General features: G+C 71.2%; 16 protein-coding genes. 11 read left to right on the top strand and 5 right to left on the bottom strand.

Annotation, left to right across the window (positions count from 1 at the left end; translation table 11 throughout):
- Nucleotides 1-32: 32 nt before the first annotated feature.
- The 5 genes from ACIG5F_RS19585 (at nt 33) to ACIG5F_RS19605 (ending at nt 5,505) form a co-directional block, all read left to right on the top strand.
- Nucleotides 33-587 carry an SRPBCC family protein gene (locus ACIG5F_RS19585; protein ID WP_396519257.1) on the top strand — a complete coding sequence of 185 codons (555 nt, stop codon included), beginning with the start codon at nt 33-35 and terminating at the stop codon, nt 585-587.
- The gene (locus tag ACIG5F_RS19590; protein WP_396519259.1) at nt 584-2,791 is read left to right on the top strand and encodes a phosphoketolase family protein; all 2,208 of its coding nucleotides are present in this window, start codon (nt 584-586) and stop codon (nt 2,789-2,791) included. Before ACIG5F_RS19585 ends, ACIG5F_RS19590 begins: the two co-directional genes overlap by 4 nt.
- The gene (locus ACIG5F_RS19595; RefSeq protein ID WP_396519261.1) at nt 2,791-3,822 is read left to right on the top strand and encodes an acetate/propionate family kinase; all 1,032 of its coding nucleotides are present in this window, start codon (nt 2,791-2,793) and stop codon (nt 3,820-3,822) included. The genes ACIG5F_RS19590 and ACIG5F_RS19595 overlap by 1 nt, the downstream gene beginning before the upstream one ends.
- Before the next feature lie 221 nt (nt 3,823-4,043).
- The gene (locus ACIG5F_RS19600; RefSeq protein WP_396519596.1) at nt 4,044-4,595 is read left to right on the top strand and encodes a type 1 glutamine amidotransferase domain-containing protein; all 552 of its coding nucleotides are present in this window, start codon (nt 4,044-4,046) and stop codon (nt 4,593-4,595) included.
- Nucleotides 4,596-4,614: 19 nt separating this feature from the next.
- Nucleotides 4,615-5,505 carry a Ku protein gene (locus tag ACIG5F_RS19605; RefSeq protein ID WP_396519263.1) on the top strand — a complete coding sequence of 297 codons (891 nt, stop codon included), beginning with the start codon at nt 4,615-4,617 and terminating at the stop codon, nt 5,503-5,505.
- A gap of 6 nt (nt 5,506-5,511) precedes the next feature.
- On the opposite strand, the gene ACIG5F_RS19610 is transcribed toward ACIG5F_RS19605, so the two are convergent.
- A complete protein-coding gene (locus tag ACIG5F_RS19610) occupies nt 5,512-5,679 on the bottom strand; it encodes a hypothetical protein (protein WP_396519265.1) in 168 nt (55 codons plus the stop codon).
- Between the two features lie 98 nt (nt 5,680-5,777).
- Here ACIG5F_RS19610 and ACIG5F_RS19615 point away from each other — a divergent pair, with 98 nt between their 5' ends.
- Nucleotides 5,778-7,196, top strand: a complete 1,419-nt coding sequence (locus ACIG5F_RS19615; RefSeq protein WP_396519267.1) for an MFS transporter — start codon at nt 5,778-5,780, stop codon at nt 7,194-7,196.
- Nucleotides 7,197-7,340: 144 nt separating this feature from the next.
- Nucleotides 7,341-7,730 (top strand): anti-sigma factor antagonist, encoded by a 390-nt coding sequence (locus tag ACIG5F_RS19620; RefSeq protein ID WP_396519269.1) that lies wholly within the window; start codon nt 7,341-7,343, stop codon nt 7,728-7,730.
- Here ACIG5F_RS19620 and ACIG5F_RS19625 read toward each other — a convergent pair.
- From ACIG5F_RS19625 to ACIG5F_RS19640, 4 genes are all read right to left on the bottom strand, one after another.
- A complete protein-coding gene (locus ACIG5F_RS19625) occupies nt 7,695-7,883 on the bottom strand; it encodes a DUF3618 domain-containing protein (protein ID WP_396519271.1) in 189 nt (62 codons plus the stop codon). The genes ACIG5F_RS19620 and ACIG5F_RS19625 overlap by 36 nt on opposite strands.
- On the bottom strand, nt 7,880-8,272 hold the full coding sequence (locus ACIG5F_RS19630; RefSeq protein WP_396519273.1) for a phage holin family protein: 393 nt from the start codon (nt 8,270-8,272) through the stop codon (nt 7,880-7,882). The genes ACIG5F_RS19625 and ACIG5F_RS19630 overlap by 4 nt, the downstream gene beginning before the upstream one ends.
- A gap of 17 nt (nt 8,273-8,289) precedes the next feature.
- Nucleotides 8,290-10,083 (bottom strand): thiamine pyrophosphate-requiring protein, encoded by a 1,794-nt coding sequence (locus tag ACIG5F_RS19635; RefSeq protein ID WP_396519275.1) that lies wholly within the window; start codon nt 10,081-10,083, stop codon nt 8,290-8,292.
- A gap of 78 nt (nt 10,084-10,161) precedes the next feature.
- On the bottom strand, nt 10,162-11,130 hold the full coding sequence (locus ACIG5F_RS19640; RefSeq protein ID WP_396519277.1) for a TIGR03557 family F420-dependent LLM class oxidoreductase: 969 nt from the start codon (nt 11,128-11,130) through the stop codon (nt 10,162-10,164).
- Between the two features lie 58 nt (nt 11,131-11,188).
- Here ACIG5F_RS19640 and ACIG5F_RS19645 point away from each other — a divergent pair, with 58 nt between their 5' ends.
- The 4 genes from ACIG5F_RS19645 to ACIG5F_RS19660 all read left to right on the top strand — a co-directional run bounded on the left by ACIG5F_RS19645 (nt 11,189) and on the right by ACIG5F_RS19660 (nt 16,076).
- Nucleotides 11,189-11,842: a diguanylate cyclase/phosphodiesterase gene (locus ACIG5F_RS19645; RefSeq protein ID WP_396519278.1), complete on the top strand. Its 654-nt coding sequence runs from the start codon at nt 11,189-11,191 to the stop codon at nt 11,840-11,842.
- An 84-nt stretch (nt 11,843-11,926) separates the two neighbouring features.
- Nucleotides 11,927-13,417, top strand: a complete 1,491-nt coding sequence (locus tag ACIG5F_RS19650) for a hypothetical protein (RefSeq protein WP_396519280.1) — start codon at nt 11,927-11,929, stop codon at nt 13,415-13,417.
- A 5-nt stretch (nt 13,418-13,422) separates the two neighbouring features.
- Nucleotides 13,423-15,312, top strand: a complete 1,890-nt coding sequence (locus tag ACIG5F_RS19655; protein WP_396519282.1) for a CHAT domain-containing protein — start codon at nt 13,423-13,425, stop codon at nt 15,310-15,312.
- A gap of 86 nt (nt 15,313-15,398) precedes the next feature.
- The gene (locus tag ACIG5F_RS19660; RefSeq protein ID WP_396519284.1) at nt 15,399-16,076 is read left to right on the top strand and encodes a universal stress protein; all 678 of its coding nucleotides are present in this window, start codon (nt 15,399-15,401) and stop codon (nt 16,074-16,076) included.
- Nucleotides 16,077-16,081 lie beyond the last annotated feature (5 nt).

Genomic DNA, 16,081 nt, shown 5'->3' on the forward strand with positions numbered 1-16,081 from the left:
TGAGCGGGGGAGACGCGGGTACTCGACCAGGCATGACCACGATCGAGAAATTCGTCGACGTCAACGTGCCGGTGCGCACCGCGTACAACCAGTGGACCCAGTTCGAGTCCTTCCCTGAGTTCATGGAGGGCGTGGACCGGGTCGTCCAGGTCGACGACACGAAGACCCACTGGGTGACGAGCATCGGCGGCGTGACAAGGGAGTTCGACGCCCAGATCATCGCCCAGCACCCGGACGAGCTGGTGGCCTGGAACACCACCGGCGGGCCGCCGCACGGCGGTGTGGTCACCTTCCAGCCGATCGACCAGGCCGTCACCCGGGTCGCGCTGGCCATGCAGTACGAGGCCGGCACCTTCACCGAGAAGGCCGGCACGGCCCTGGGCCTGGTGGACAACCGCATCGCCGGCGACCTCAAGCGGTTCAAGGAGTTCATCGAGCGGCGGGGCCGCGAGACCGGGGGCTGGCGCGGCGAGGTCGGCATGACGCCGCCGCCGGTTCGGCCGATGCCGGACCAGCCGGCGGAGACCGACCCGGTTCTCGGCGACATGCCCGGCGTGGCGCCGGAGAACTACCGCGGCCAGTCGTGACCGCCCGGCGATACCGGCGCGCGGCCGACTACCTCGCGGCGGCGATGATCTACCTGCGGGACAACGTGCTGCTCCACGAACCGCTGCGACCCGAGCACCTCAAGCCCCGGCTGCTCGGCCACTGGGGCACCTGCCCGGGCATCACGTACGTCTACAGAGGACTGAACCGCCTGGTCCGGGACACCGGCCAGCGGACGCTGCTGGTCACCGGGCCGGGGCACGGCGCGCCGGCGATCCACGCCAACCTGTGGCTGGAGGGCACCCACGCCGCCGTCGACCCGGCGCTGAGCCGGGACGCCGCCGGCCTGGCCTCGCTGGTGCGCCGGTTCTCCTGGCCCGGCGGGTTCCCGAGCCACCTGTCGCCCGAGGTCCCTGGCGTGATCCACGAGGGCGGCGAACTCGGCTACGCGCTGGCCACCGCGTTCGGCGCGGTTGCCGACGATCCCGGCCTGCTGGCCGCCTGCGTCGTCGGCGACGGCGAGGCGGAGACCGGCCCGACCGCGGCCGCCTGGCAGGCCAGGACGTTCTTCGACGATCCCGGCAACGGCACGGTGCTGCCGATCCTGCACCTCAACGGCTACAAGATCTCCTCGCCGACCGTGCTGTCCACTCTGGACGACCAGGACCTGATCACGTATTTCCGGGGGATCGGCTGGTCGCCGCAGGTGATCGACGTGACGACGACGGCCCACCCCGACGCGGTGCTGGACGCGGCGCTGGCGCTGGCCCACACCACCCGCGAGCGCTGGCCGCTGATCCTGTTGCGCAGCCCCAAGGGCTGGGGTGTGCCCGCGCACGACCTCGACGGCAAGCCCCTGGCCGGCACGTTCAACGCCCACCAGGTGCCGCTGGAGGCCGAGCAGCTGCCGCTGATCGAGCGCTGGCTGCGGTCCTACCGCCCGGAGGAGCTGTTCACCGACGACGGGGAGCCGCTGCCGGACCTGCTCGACGAGCTGCCGCCCCCCGAGCTGCGGCTGGGCCGGGTGCCGCAGGCCAACGGCGGCCAGCTGCGCCGGGACCTGCCGCTGCCGGACCTGGCCCCGTACGCGGCGCCGACGGACGAGCCGGCCAGCCCGACCGCCACCGCGGGAGCGTGGCTGACCCGGCTGATGGCCGACACCGAGGCCACGCGGGACTTCCGGATCGTCTGCCCGGACGAGCTGGCGTCCAACAAGCTCGACGAGGTGCTCACGGTCACCGGCCGGGCCTTCACCCGCAAAGTGGACGGCTACACCGAGCATCTGGCCCCGGACGGCCGCGTCCTGGAGGTGCTGTCCGAACACCTGTGCCAGGGCGTGCTCCAGGGCTACCTGCTGACCGGACGGCACGGCCTGTTCCCGTGCTACGAGGCCTTCGCGTCCATTGTGGACAGCATGGTCAACCAGCACGCCAAGTTCCTCAAGATGTCCTCGGAGGTGGCGTGGCGGGCGCCGGTTGCCAGCCTGAACTACCTGCTGACCAGCGAGGGCTGGCGGCAGGAGCACAACGGCTACAGCCACCAGGGCCCGGGTTTCCTCAACAACCTGCTGACCAAGAAGCAGTCCGTGGCCCGGGTGTACCTGCCGCCGGACGCGAACACGCTGCTGGTGGCCCTGCGGCACTGCCTGGCCTCGACCGGGCGGATCAACCTGGTGGTGGCCAGCAAGAATGCCGGGCCGCAGTGGCTGGACCTCGACGCCGCGCAACGGCATTTCGACGCCGGCGCGGGCGTCTGGGAGGACGTCGGGCAACCGGACGTGGTGCTGGCCTGCGCCGGCGGCGTGCCGACGGTGGAGACCGTGGCCGCCGCCCGATTGCTGGCGGAGCACGCGCCGGATCTGCGGGTGCGGCTGACCAACGTCGTGGATCTGCTGTCGCTGGCCCCCGACACGCGGCATCCGCACGGGCTGTCGGCCAGCTACTTCGCCTGCTGCTTCGGCGAGGACGTGCCGGTGGTGTTCGCCTTCCACGGCTATCCGTCGGCGGTGCATGTCACCCTGCACGGCCGGCCCGACACCGAACGGTTCCACGTGCACGGCTACCGTGAGGAGGGCACCACCACGACTCCGTTCGACCTGTTGGTGCGCAACGAGATGAGCCGCTTCGACCTGGCCGCCGACGCGCTGCGCCGGGTCGGCCGCGACGGCGACGCCATGATCGCCCGGCGGGACGAGCTGCGGGCGCGGGCCTACCACGACGGCGTCGACCCGCCGGAGGTGACGTGATGACCGCCGTGCTGACCGTCAATCCCGGGTCGAACAGCCTCCAGGCCGTGCTGGTGGACGCCGAGTCCGAGGAGGTCCTGGCCCGGGCAACCGACGAAGCCGGGCTGGACGACCTGCTCGACCGCGACCTCGCGGCGGTCGGGCATCGCTTGGTGCACGGCGGTTCTCAGGTGACCAAACCGACCATTGTGGACGATGATGTGGTGAAAGCCGTTGAGGCGGCGAGTTCGCTGGCCCCGCTGCACGTTCCCGTCACGGTGCGGCTGCTGGCCAAGCTCCGGGAGCGGCTGCCGAACGTGCCCCATGTCGTGTGCCCGGACACCGCTTTCCACCGGAATCTGCCGTCGGTCGCGCACACCTACGCCCTGCCGGCCGAGTGGCGGGAGAAATTCGGGCTGCGCCGCTACGGCTTTCACGGCCTGTCCTACGCCTGGGCGGCCAGCCAGGTCCAGCGGCCCAACATCCTCGCCGCTCACCTGGGCGGAGGCTGCTCCGCGTGCGCGATCCAGGACGGCCGCAGCATCGACACCTCCATGGGCTTCACCCCGCTGGACGGCGTCCCGATGACCAAACGCTCCGGCAGCGTCGACCCCGGCCTGCTGCTCTGGCTGCTCGACCAGGGCCTGACCGTCGACGAGGTGCGCGACGGGCTCTACACCCGCTCCGGCCTGCTGGGACTGTCGGGCGGCATCTCGGACGACACGCGGGAGCTGGTCGCCGCCGAGGACGACCAGGCGGCCTTCGCGCTGGCCGTGTTCGCCCACCGGGTCCGTCGCGAACTCGCCGCCCTGGCCACGAACTTCGACCACATCGACGCCCTGGTGTTCACCGGCGAGATCGGCTGGGACCAGCCTGAGGTCCGCGAGGCCGTCTGCGTCGGGCTCGGCGTGCTGGGCATCCACAGCGGCCTGGCCGGCAACCGGGACGACGACGGCCCGGTCAGCCCGCCCGACGCCGACGTGCCGGTCTTCGTAGTCCGCCCCCGCGAGGACCTCCAGCTCTGCCGGGAAACCGTGCGGGCGCTGGCATAGCCCGCCGGCGACGGGGGTAACCGACGGACATGACGAGCTCACCCGACCCGGACCTGACCACCAGCGAGCAGCTCGACGAGGACGAGCTGGGCGTGGATCCGCTGGAGCGAGGCATGGATCCGGCCGAGCGGTGGGCGCGGGCCGACAGCGAGGGGGAGACCCTGGACGAGCGGCTCGCCGACGAGGAACCGGACCTGTACGGCAATCCGAGAGAGGCAGCGATGTCCGAGCAGTTGCGCGGCCGCAAGGTCGCGATCCTGGCCACCGACGGCGTCGAGCAGGTGGAGCTGGAGGAGCCCAAGGCCGCGGTGGAGCGGGCCGGCGGCACGACCACGATCGTGTCCCTTGAGGACGGCGAGATCCAGGCGATGAACGCGGACGTGAACAAGGCCGACACCTTCCCGGTCGACCTGGTCGTGGACGCGGCCTCCGTCGACGACTTCGACGCGCTGATCCTGCCCGGCGGCACCACCAATCCGGACCGGCTGCGCCAGAACGGCCGGGCGGTGTCGCTGGTGCAGGACTTCTTCGAGGCCGGCAAGCCGGTCGCGGCGATCTGCCACGGCCCGTGGCTGCTGGTCGAGGCCGATGTGGTGCGCGGCCGCACGCTGACGTCCTACCCGAGCCTGCGCACCGACATCCGCAACGCCGGCGGCACGGCCGTGGACAAGGAGGTCGTCATCGACGGCGGTCTGGTCACCAGCCGCAACCCTGACGACCTGCCAGCGTTCTGCGAGGCGCTGGTGGACGAATTCGCCAAGGCACAGGCGTGACCGTGCGCGGCGGTGCGTGATGGCGCGGTCGATCTGGAGCGGATCCATCAGCTTCGGGCTGGTGACGATCCCGGTCGCCCTGTTCAGCGCCACCGAGGACCACACCGTGCACTTCAACCAGTTCGAGCGCGGCACCTCCGACCGGATCCGCTACCAGCGCGTCAACGAGCGGACCGGCAAGGAGGTGGCCTACGACGACATCGTGCGCGGCCACCAGGTCGGCGACGGCGAGTACGTGCTGGTCGAGCCGGACGAGCTGGCGGCCATCGCGCCCGGGCGGTCGAAGTCCATCGAGATCACCGGGTTCGTGGACCTGGCCGAGATCGACCCGATCCACTTCCAGAAGACCTACTGGCTGGCCCCGACGAAGGAGGAGTACGGCCGACCCTACGCCCTGCTGGCCGCGGCGCTGGCCAAGGCCAACCGGGTCGGCATCGCCTCTTTTGTCATGCGGGGCAAGCAGTATCTCACCGGTCTGCGGGCCGAGGACGGCGTGCTCGCGCTGGACACGCTGTACTACGCCGACGAGATCCGCGACCCGCGGGAGACCCTGGACACGCTTCCCTCCGGCACTCGGCCGCATGCCAACGAGCTCAAGATGGCCACGCAGCTCATCGAGTCCATGACCATGCCGTGGCGGCCGCGCGACTTCCGTGACACCTACACCCGCAAGGTGCGCAAGCTCATCGAGGACAAGCGCAAGGGCCGCGAGATCACCGTCGAGGCCGAGCCGCCGGAGCCGACGACCGACCTGCTCGAGGCCCTGCGCCGCAGCGTGGAGAGCACCCGCCGGCAGACCAAGTCCGAACTGGACGAAGCCGCCCGCGAGCTGGGCATCAAGGGCCGGTCGAAGATGAACCGCGACGAGCTGGCGTCCGCCGTGAAACGCGCCGCGCGCAAGGCCTCCTGAGCCCGGCTACACACTGGGCTTGAGCGGCGCCACGACCGCCACGACCAGGATCGCCGACCAGGGGGCGAGCATCTGCACCACGGCGATCGCCGCGGGCACGATCAGCCCGCACACCGCGAGCACGGTGATCACGGCCGCGGCGCCGGCGCCCAGCGCGGCCGCCCACCGGATCATGCCGTGGAAGCTCATGGTGCTCGGTTACCCGCTCGCCGGGGGAATTATTCGTTGTGCGCCTGGGTATCCGGCGACATGCGAATCTTGGGCGACCGATCATGACCACCACCGACGTCCCGGCGCGGATGGACCGGCTGCCGTGGTCGAGGTGGCACTGGACCGTCCTGATCGGTCTGGGCACCGTGTGGATCCTGGACGGCCTGGAGGTCACGATCGTCGGCGCGCTGGGGCAGCGGCTGACCGACCCGGCCAGCGGCCTGCACCTGACCGAGACCCAGGTCGGGCTGGCGGCCTCGTGCTACGTGGCGGGCGCGGTGCTGGGCTCGCTGGGCTTCGGCTACCTGACCGACCGGCTGGGCCGCAAGAAGCTGTTCCTCGTCACGCTGGCGCTGTACCTGGCGGCCACGGTGTTGACGGCGTTCTCGTTCAGCCCGCTGTGGTTCTTCGCGATGCGGTTCCTGACCGGCGCCGGCGTCGGCGGCGAGTACGCGGCGATCAACTCGGCGATCGACGAGCTGGTGCCGGCCCGGCTGCGCGGCCGCATCGACCTGATCGTCAACGGCTCCTACTGGCTGGGCGCGGCTGCCGGCGCGGCGCTGACGTTGCTGCTGCTGAACCCGACGCTGTTCGCCGAGAACCTGGGCTGGCGGCTGGCCTTCGGCCTCGGCGCGGTGCTGGGCGTCGGCATTCTGCTGGTGCGGCGGAACGTGCCGGAGAGCCCGCGGTGGTTGTTCACGCACGGCCGCGCGGACGAGGCGGACCACCTGGTCGCCGACATCGAACGCCAGGTGTCCGAGCAGACCGGCGAGCAGCTCGAACCCGTGCACGACACCATCGAGGTCCACCAGCGGGACAGCACCGGCTTCGGGGCCGTCGGCCGGACGTTGCTGAAGACCTATCCGCGGCGCACCCTGCTCGGGCTGGGGCTGTTCGTCGGCCAGGCGTTCCTCTACAACGCGGTCTACTTCACCCAGGCCCTGGTGCTGGGCAAGTTCTTCGGCATCTCGGGGGCGACGGCCGGCGGCTATCTCATCCCGCTGGCCGTGGGCAGCCTGGCCGGGCCGCTGGCGCTGGGGCGGCTGTTCGACACCGTCGGCCGCAAGACCATGATCGCCATCAGCTATCTCGGCTCCGGTGTGCTGCTGGTCGTGACCGGGGTGCTGTTCCAGCAGCAGGTGTTGTCGGCGGTCGCGCTGACCGTCGCGTGGAGCGCGGTGTTCTTCCTGGCCTCGGCCGGCGCGAGCGCGGCCTACCTGACCGTGTCGGAGATCTTCCCGCTGGAGATCCGGGCGATGGCGATCGCCCTGTTCTACTCGGTCGGCACGGGACTGGGCGGCATCATCGGGCCGGTGTTGTTCGGCGGGCTGGTCGACACCGGCAGCACCGCCATGGTGGCGATCGGCTACTACCTCGGCGCGGCGGTGATGATGGGCGGGGGCGTCATCGAGCTGGCGATCGGAGTCGAGGCGGCGCGGAAATCCCTGGAGGACGTGGCCAGTCCGCTGTCGGCCGCATAGGTGTGGTTTAGCTCGATTCGTTCTGGGTAGGCCCGTTGCCGCAGGTGGGGCGGCTGGCCTACGGTGAAGGCGGTTGAGCCTACAGCCGGCGTGGCACTGTTGTGTCCTTCGCGGCTGCGCCCCCCACTAGCGGAAGCGGCGCTCATGACCACCTCATCGACATCGGCGGCACTGGCCGCCAGCACGGAGCGGATCGGCGCGATCGCGGTCGTGCACCTGTACGGCGAGCTCGACCTGGCCACCGTGGACCAGGTGGAGTTCGAACTCGCCGAAGCGGCCGACGGGGCCGATGCGCTCGTGGTCGACCTGGACGGCCTGGCCTTTCTCGGCTCCAGCGGCCTGAGCCTGCTCGTGGGCTGGTCCGGCCGGATCGCCACGCTGCGACTGGTGGCGACCCGGCGGCAGGTCCTGCGGCCGCTCCAGATCACCGAGCTGCACCGGCTGTTCGCCATCGACACCACGGTGGACGAGGCGCTGGCGGCGGTGCGCCGGGCCGAGCTAGCGCCGGCGCAGCAGCAGGATCAGGGTCAGTAGCAGGCCGAGCCCGCCGGCGACGGCGAGGCCGATCGGCACCTTGTGCGCCCGGTTCACCTTGCCCTGCAAGCGGTTTATCGTGTCGGCGAGGTCCTCGCGGGTGTGTTCGATCTCCGCGCGAAGGGCGGCGGGGTCCTGCGGCTTCCCGGTCATCGGGTCACCGCCTGCTGGATGGCCGCCGCGTCGTCCTTGACGTTGGCGACGGTGTCCTCCGGCACCGGCGGAATCCCCTTGCGCAGCTTGGCGATCGCGAACGCGCCGAGCCCGCCGGCCAGGACCGTCAGCGCGGCGGCGACGACCAGGGCCGCCAGCCAGGCCGGCCACACCAGGGCCAGGGCGATCACCGCGCAGGCGATGAAGACGCACAGCCCGAGAAAGCCGAACAGCGCGGCCCCGGCCAGCACCCCCGCTCCCAGCCCCGCGGCACGGGCCTTGGTCTTCACCTCCACCACGGCCAGCGCGGCTTCGTCACGGACCAAAGTGGACAGTTGCTCGCTCAACCGGGCCAGCAGCTGGCCGGTGGACGCTTCGTCCTCAGGCATGATCCCTCCCAGGCCGGTCACTTGCGGCTGCCGGGCACGAACTCCTGGAGCTTGGTCTTGATGCCCTCGGTGACCAGGGCGAAGGCGTCCGGGTCGCCCTTGAGCACCGACTCCGCGGCCGCCTTGACCTGTTCGAAGGTGGCGTGCGGCGGGATGGGCGGCACGTTGGGGTCGCAGTGGATGTCGAGCAGCACCGGCCGGTCGGCGGCCAGGGCCTCCTCCCAGGCCGGGCCGATCCGGTCGGGGTCGGTGACGGTGAGGCCGCCGAGGCCGAAGGAGCGGGCGATGCCGGCGTAGTCGACGTCCGGCAGGACCTGGGACTCCTCGAACTTCGGCGCGCCGCCCATGGCCCGCAGCTCCCAGGTGACCTGGTTGAGGTCGTTGTTGTGCAGCACGCAGATCACGCAGCGGGGATCGGCCCAGCGCTCGTGGTAGCGGCGCAGGGTGATCAGCTCGGCCAGGCCGTTCATCTGCATCGCGCCGTCGCCGACCAGGGCGATGACCGGCCGGTCGGGATGGGCGAACTTGGCGCCGATGGCGTACGGGACACCAGGCCCCATGGTCGCCAGCGTGCCGGACAGCGAGCCCCGCATGCCGCTGCGCAGCTTGAGGGTGCGGGCGTACCAGTTGGCGGCCGAGCCGGAGTCGGCGGTGACGATGGCGTTGTCCGGGATGTAGGCCGACAGCTCCCAGGTGATGCGCATCGGGTTGATGGGATCGGCGGACACCATGGACTCCCGCTCCATCGTCTCCCACCAGCGGGACACGTTGTGCTCCACGGTCTCCCGCCACGAGCGGTCGTCCTTGCGTTCGATCTTGGGCAGCAGCGCCGCCAGGGTCGCCTTCGCGTCGGCCACCAGGTTGACCTCGGTGGGGAAGCGCATGCCGATGAACTTGCCGTCGATGTCGATCTGCACCGCCCTGGCCTTGCCGTAGTCGGGCAGGAACTGGGAGTACGGGAAGTTCGAGCCGATGATCAGCAGCGTGTCGCAGTCCCGCATCAGCTCGTAGCTGGGGCGCGTGCCCAGCAGTCCGATCGAACCGGTCACATAGGACAGATCATCGGGCAGTACGTCCTTGCCCAGCAACGCCTTCGCCACGCCCGCGCCGGTCAGCTCGGCCAGCTTGCGCACCTCGTCGGCCGCGCCGCGCGCCCCCTGGCCGACCAGGATCGCCACCCGGCTGCCGGCGTTGATCACGTCGGCGGCCCGTTCGATCTCGGCGAGATCCGGCACGGTGACCGTGCGCGGATGGCTGGGCGGGCTGGACGGCGACTGCTTGAACACGTGCCCCGGCGGCGAGTACGGCTGCTCCTGGAGGTCGCTGGGAATGATCAGGGCCGTCGGGGCCCGCTCGGCCTCGGCGACGCGGATGGCCCGGTCCAGGGCGTTGGGCAGCTGCTCGGGGACGTTCACCTCGACCAGGTAGGCGCTGGCCACATCCTTGAACAGGGACTGGAGGTCGACTTCCTGCTGGTAGCTGGCCCCCATCGCGCTGCGGGCGGTCTGGCCGACGATCGCGACCACCGGCACGTGGTCGAGTTTGGCGTCGTAGAGGCCGTTGAGCAGGTGGATCGCGCCGGGGCCGGAGGTCGCCATGCACACGCCGACCTTGCCGCTGAACTTGGCGTAGCCGACGGCCTGGAAGGCGGCCATCTCCTCGTGCCGGGCCTGGATGAACCGGGGCTGGTCGTCGGCCTTGCCGAACGCGGCGACGATGCCGTTGATGCCGTCGCCCGGGTAGGCGAAGACCTGCTCCACCTGCCATTCCCGCAAGCGGTGCAGCAGGTAGTCGCCGACGGTCTCAGCCATGGTGCCTCCTCGCTCGGGCTTCGCGTGCCGGGAACCGGGTACCCGGCGGGCGTTGGTCGAATCGTTGTTCCACGCGGCTCAGACGGTCTCCAGCTCGGGGACGCGCGGCAGCACATGCTCGGTCCAGAACTCGAAGAACTGGTCCTGGTCGGGCCCGATCTGCTGGACGTAGACCTCGTCGTAGCCGGCGTCGAGATAGGTTCGCAGCTGCTCGACGTAGCGGTCGGGATCGGGCCCGCACGGCACCGCCGCGGCGACCATGTCCGGGGTCACCAGGGTGCTGGCCTGCTCGAAGTGCCGCGGCGTCGGCAGCACCTGGGCCAGCTCGCCGGGCAGCTGCTCGTTGGGCCACAACCGGTGCGCGGTCTGCACCGCCTCCTGCTCGTCCGGGGCGAAGCACACCTTGAAACCGCCCTGGGCGGGCCGGTTCCCGCCGCCGGACTCGCGGAACGCGTCGATCAGCTCGGGATTCGGCTGCACGCAGGCGAAACCGTCACCGATGCGGCCGGCGAGGGTGGCGGCCTTGGGGCCGAAGCCGGAGACGTAGATCGGCACCGGCTCGGCCGGCCGGGTGAAGATCTCCGCCTGTTCGACCGTGTAGTGCTCGCCGTGATACGTCACCGGCCCGCCGCGGTGCAGGGCCCGGATCAGCTCGACCGCTTCCTCCAACATGGACAGTCGCACGTCGGCGCTGGGCCACGGGTCGCCGAGGATGTGCTCGTTGAGGGCTTCGCCGCTGCCCACGCCGAGCGTGAAGCGGCCCTCGCACTGCACCGCCGCGGTCGCCGCGGCCTGGGCCAGCACCGCCGGATGGATCCGCACGGTCGGGCAGGTGACGGCGGTGGTGATGGGCAGCGTCGTCCGCTCCGACAAGGCCCCGATGACCGACCAGACGAAGGGGCTGTTGCCCTGCTCGTGGTTCCAGGGATGGTAGTGGTCCGAGATCCACAGGCGGGTGAAGCCGGCCCGCTCGGCGAGCCCGGCCTGGCGGACCAGTTCGCGGGGGCCGAACTCCTCGCTGGACAGGAAGTATCCGATGCTCACCATGCCTGTCGGGTACCGCGCTGGTGTGGGGCCAAACCTGTCCGGGTAACCGGTGGCCGTGATGAGCCGACCTTTGAACGCCCTGCGCCGCGCCGTGGTGAGCCGGTCCTCGATGCGGATGCCCGAGCACGTCAACGATGTCGAGAGCGCGACCCTGCGCTACCTGCTGTACGTGCTGCTGCCGGCGTGGTTCGCCCCCGGGGTGCTGGACTGGTGGCAGCACCGCCGAACCGACATCCAGCACACCGCCGGGGTGAAGGAATCAGCGATCCACCTGCTGATGATGGCCGAGGTCGGGATCCCCGTGACACTCGTGCTGCTGTGCGAGATCAACCCGGCGGTGCTGGCCGTGATGGCCGCCGCCGTGGCGGCGCACGAGGCGACGGCGCTGTGGGACGTCAAGACCGCGGTGGACAGCGGGCGGGAGGTCCGGCCGATCGAGCAGCACATCCACAGCTTCCTGGAGTCGCTCCCCTTCATGGGCACGTCCGCGATCGCCTGCCTGCACTGGAGGCAGGTCCGGCAGTTCCTGCGCGCCGAGGGCGCGTGGCGGCTCCAGTGGAAGAAGAATCCCTTGCCGAGCGGATACCTCGTCGGCGTCGCCGCGGCGATCGGGGCGTTGATCGCGCTGCCGTACGGGGAGGAGCTGATCAGGTGCGTCCGGGCGGCCCGAAGGCGACAGTCCGAAGTGGACATACGGCCGATGTCGGGGTGACCGGGGTTCCCAAATGGGCGGCGCGCAGGGCGGCGAGCCGATAGAGTCGGCGCCCATCCAGACGGGCGACGTCGTGGGGGGCTGGTGGGCTGGTTCAGGGGAAACTACTCGTGGCCGCCCATCGATCCGCCGCAGTGGAACGATCGGGCCTGGCGGGTCGCCTATGTGCTGGCGGGGTTCGCGCCGCTGGTGACGGCGGTGGTGGTGCACCGAGGCGCCGATGTGGTGACGGTGGCGGCGCTGGTGTTGCTGGCCGGGCGGACGGCGGTGCTGGACCGGGGGCTGCGGCATGCGGTACGTCCAGTTCGCCGGATCTGGCGGCGTAATCGGACGTTCGGCGTGATCGTCGGACTTGTTCTGTTCGGTGGCCCGGTCGGCGGTTGGCTCGCGGACTGGTGGCTCGGTGTGCCGTGGCTGACCGGGCTGTCGGGCGCGCTGATTCTGTCGGCGGTGTGCCTGGTGGGGTGGCTGGGCCTGAATTCCGTGCCGGCGCTGCGGGTCGCTGGGCCGATGCGGTTTCTGCTCATGCCGCTCTCGGTGGCGCGCAAGACGCTGCTGTTCGAGGGGTGGGTGCCGGCGCTGGTCGCGACGCTGCACCAGCTCGACAGTCGTCTGACGGCGCCGGCGTTGTGCGTGATGGTGGTCGAGACGGCGGTCGCGATCGTGACCACGCGGTCGGGCAACTGGCGGATCAGGATCGAGGCCGCCGCGGTCACGCCACGGGTGATGCGGGTCTCCCTCTACGGCGGCCATCTGTTGGCGGTCAACGCGATGTCCGGATCGCTGGAGGGCGGGTGGCTCTACGACCAGGTGCTCTACGGGCCGGCGGCGGACTACTCCCTGATCGAGCTGCTGCTGGCGATCGGCAAGGCGCCCGATCACATGGCGCCGGCCGCGGGCATGGAGAAGGTGCGCTGGACGACGAGCCCGAACCCGACCGGCCAGGCGCCGGAGGCGGCCACGCTGTGGGCCGTGGAGCATCTGCTGGACATGTTCCGCGTGACGCTGGAGATGCGCGGCGCGAGCCGGCGAAGCGACTTCGCCGGGCTGAAGCGGAACTACCACCGGCTGCACGGCCTGGCGATGATGCAGAAGGCCGAGGTCAGCGATCGCACCGAGCAGGTCGACATCGCGCTGGTGAGCTGGCGGGCGGCGATCGACAGCTTCACCGCCGCCGGGATGCCCAACTACGCCGCGCTGGCCACGGCCAATCGCGCGCACCTGCGTGGCATGCGGCTGGGTCGGGGCTTCGAGGCGCTGCGCGAGCTCGAACCGATGCTGGACAACGAGAAGCTCGCGGTCGGCGTCCGGGTGCACGCGATGCTGTTATGCACTCAGATCTGTCTGAACCTGGGCGAGCTCGACCAGGCCGAGCGGCTGATCGCCCGCGTCCGCCGGCTGCCGTGGCGGCCGCGCCACACCCAGTTCCTGCACACCGAGTCTCCCGTCAGCCTTCCCCTCGCCACGCCGTACGGGCCCGAAGCGTCCGTCGAGTTCGGCCGGATGCTGAGCCTGATGGCCGACCGCATGGCATCCGACCTGCTCCACCGCCGTCAGCGGCGCCGGGGCTGGTGACGGCCATGACCAGCTGGTTCGCCTCGCCGCTCGACGTGGATCTGGAACGCGCCATGGAACTGGTGCGCCGCGCCGATCCGGCCGCGCCCAAGGCCGTGAAGAAGTTGCTGCGCAACGCGACCAAGCAGCGGCACCTCGGCCACCAGACCACGGCGCACCTGTTGTCGGCCCAGATCGAGGAGCGGCGGTCGAACTGGCCGGAGGCGCACCGGCAGGCGTTGCTGGCCGTGGAACTGCTGGAGCAGCGCCGGTTACGGACGCTGACCGCCGACCTGCGGATGGAGACCGACCTGTCCTACGCCTGCGAGGCGGCGGTGTTTCCGCTGCTGACCGTGCGCGGGATGCCGGACCGGCCGATCGCCCGGGCGTTGGAGATCATCGAGCGGAGTCGGTCGAGGGTCCTGCTGGAGCTGCTCGGCGCGGACGCGCCGGCGCCGCAAGGCCTTGAGGGGTTGGTCAAGCGGGAACGGGACCTCATGCGCGAGGCCGTTGCCTCCGCCGCCGACGTGACCCCGGATCGGGTCCCGTTCACCCATCAGCACAGCAATGCCTGGTGGGCCAGGGACGAGCTCAACCGGGCGTGGCGGGACATCGCGGCGACCGGCCCGGCCGGCGCGGCCTATGTGGCCATGCGTCGCGGCGATCCGGCCGGCTACGACGAGATTCGAGCGATACTCGGTTCACTGGGGGAGCGGACCGGACGCCGGGTGCTGCTCGTCGAGTTCCTGGTCCACGGGCCGGGTGTGTTCGTGCTGCTGGCCCGGCAGGACTACCCGGAGCCGATCGCCGTGCCCGTGCGGCGAGCGCCCGCCCCGAACCGCTTCCGCACGGTCGAAGCCGCCCGGGCGGTGGATCCGGCCGGCTGGGACGCCCCCTACCGGCCGTTGCTCGCGCCGATCGCCGACCACTGCGACCCCGGCGATGTGGTGTGGCTGGTGCCCGATGCCGACCTGCACGACGTCCCGCTGCCCGCGGTCACCGTCGGCGGAACGGCCCTGTGTGAACGCAATCCGGTGTGCAGCACGCCCAGCGCCACGATCATGCGGTACTGCGTCGCCGGCCCCGTGACCAGGGCGGCACGGCTGCTCGTGCTCGCGGACTCCCGGACGGACCGGCCGTTGCCGCACGCCCGCGCCGAGGCGCTGGCGATCAGCGCGGCCTTTCCCGCCGCCACAACGCATCTCGGGGCCGAGGTGACCAGGGAGCACACCAGGTCCCTGCTGACCGGCGGCGAGTACGACATCGTGCACATCGCCTGCCACTCCCGGTTCAACAGCGAGGATCCGCTCCGGTCCGGGGTGTTGCTGGCCGACGGCGAGCTCACCGTCGCCGATGTGCTGTCGATGCGGCTGTCGGCCCGGCTGGTGACGCTCAGCGGCTGCGAGACCGGGGCCGCCCAGCTGCGCACCGGCAACGAGCTGATCGGGTTCACCCGCGCGCTGCTGCGCTCGGGCGCGCGTTCGGTGCTGGTCAGCCGCTGGCCGGTGGAGGACGTGGCCGCCGGGCTGCTGATGAGCGAGCTGTACCAGGCGGTCGCCGACGGCCGGCCGACGGCGGTGGCCCTGAGCGCCGGCCAGGCGCGGCTGCGCTCGGTCACGGTCGCCGAGGTGATCTCGCACTGCCAGGAGGTGGCCCGGACGACCTCCGGACCGCGGGCGCAACGCGATTGGCGGCTCGATGTCGCCGCGCTGCGCGTGAAGGCGTTCGACTTCGCTGCTGCGGCCGAGGAGTACGACCGGCTGGCCGACGGCTCGTCCGATGCGGCGGAGCTGCGCGGCCTCGCGACCCGCTGCCGGCTCGCCGCGGCGGCCGGCCGGGCCGTCGACTACACCGTGCGGCCGTTCGACCATCCATACCACTGGGCGTCGTTCTCACTGGTGGGCGACTGGCGCTGAGCGGCAAAGGGTGTAAAGCGGGGCGGCGGCGGGCATCCAGCGGTGCAACGGTCCATTTCGGACCGTCTCACACCCCAGGGGTGGACGTGGTAGCACGCAGCGAGCGGCGACGATCCGTGCTGATGATTCCCGGCCAGGTGGCGAAGGTTCGCCTCGGGCGGGTGACGGTGGGCACGGACGGTTCGTACTGGGGCCACGCCGCCCTGGACTGGGCGGTGCGCTACGCCCATCGTGCCGGCCTGGAACTGGACGTCTACGAGGCCGACCGGCGGTTCGAGGACATCCCGGCCGACCTGCCGGCCGACATCGGCACCGGCTCGGTGCTGCGGTCCTACCCGATGCTCCCGGTCCGCGTCCGCAGCAGCGGCGACGATCCCGCGGCGGCGCTGCTGGCCGCCGCGAAGACCAGCGGCCTGGTGGTGGTCGGCTGCCGTGGCCAGCACAAATGCCACCTGGGAGTCGGCCGGCACGCGTTGCTGCTGGCCGAATCGGCCCCCTGCGATGTGGTTGTGGTGCGGGGCCGGCCGCAAGCCGTGCACGGCGAGTTCCGCAAGGTCACCGCCTGGCTGGACGCGGACGACGACGAGCCGCTGGTGGCCCGGGCGCGGCAGTTCGCCAAGCTCACCCGTTCGGTGCTGGAAGTCGTCCGCCGGGACGCGGCGGCCACCGTGCCCGACGCCACCGACCTGGTGGTGACCCGCCCCGGACCGGGCGGCCGGGCCGCGCTGCACCACGCGACCTGCCCGGTGCACATCGTGCGTTGAGACCG

It is taken from the genome of Kutzneria sp. NPDC052558, assembly GCF_044547355.1.
GTDB lineage: Bacteria > Actinomycetota > Actinomycetes > Mycobacteriales > Pseudonocardiaceae > Kutzneria.

Bases quoted from the DNA above. Each gene is read 5' to 3' on its own strand.
- ACIG5F_RS19585 (WP_396519257.1), top strand. From the start codon at position 33: ATGACCACGATCGAGAAATTCGTCGACGTCAACGTGCCGGTGCGCACC.
- ACIG5F_RS19595 (WP_396519261.1), top strand. From the start codon at position 2,791: ATGACCGCCGTGCTGACCGTCAATCCCGGGTCGAACAGCCTCCAGGCC.
- ACIG5F_RS19600 (WP_396519596.1), top strand. From the start codon at position 4,044: ATGTCCGAGCAGTTGCGCGGCCGCAAGGTCGCGATCCTGGCCACCGAC.
- ACIG5F_RS19605 (WP_396519263.1), top strand. From the start codon at position 4,615: ATGGCGCGGTCGATCTGGAGCGGATCCATCAGCTTCGGGCTGGTGACG.
- ACIG5F_RS19610 (WP_396519265.1), bottom strand. From the start codon at position 5,679: ATGATCCGGTGGGCGGCCGCGCTGGGCGCCGGCGCCGCGGCCGTGATC.
- ACIG5F_RS19615 (WP_396519267.1), top strand. From the start codon at position 5,778: ATGACCACCACCGACGTCCCGGCGCGGATGGACCGGCTGCCGTGGTCG.
- ACIG5F_RS19620 (WP_396519269.1), top strand. From the start codon at position 7,341: ATGACCACCTCATCGACATCGGCGGCACTGGCCGCCAGCACGGAGCGG.
- ACIG5F_RS19625 (WP_396519271.1), bottom strand. From the start codon at position 7,883: ATGACCGGGAAGCCGCAGGACCCCGCCGCCCTTCGCGCGGAGATCGAA.
- ACIG5F_RS19630 (WP_396519273.1), bottom strand. From the start codon at position 8,272: ATGCCTGAGGACGAAGCGTCCACCGGCCAGCTGCTGGCCCGGTTGAGC.
- ACIG5F_RS19635 (WP_396519275.1), bottom strand. From the start codon at position 10,083: ATGGCTGAGACCGTCGGCGACTACCTGCTGCACCGCTTGCGGGAATGG.
- ACIG5F_RS19640 (WP_396519277.1), bottom strand. From the start codon at position 11,130: ATGGTGAGCATCGGATACTTCCTGTCCAGCGAGGAGTTCGGCCCCCGC.
- ACIG5F_RS19645 (WP_396519278.1), top strand. From the start codon at position 11,189: ATGAGCCGACCTTTGAACGCCCTGCGCCGCGCCGTGGTGAGCCGGTCC.
- ACIG5F_RS19655 (WP_396519282.1), top strand. From the start codon at position 13,423: ATGACCAGCTGGTTCGCCTCGCCGCTCGACGTGGATCTGGAACGCGCC.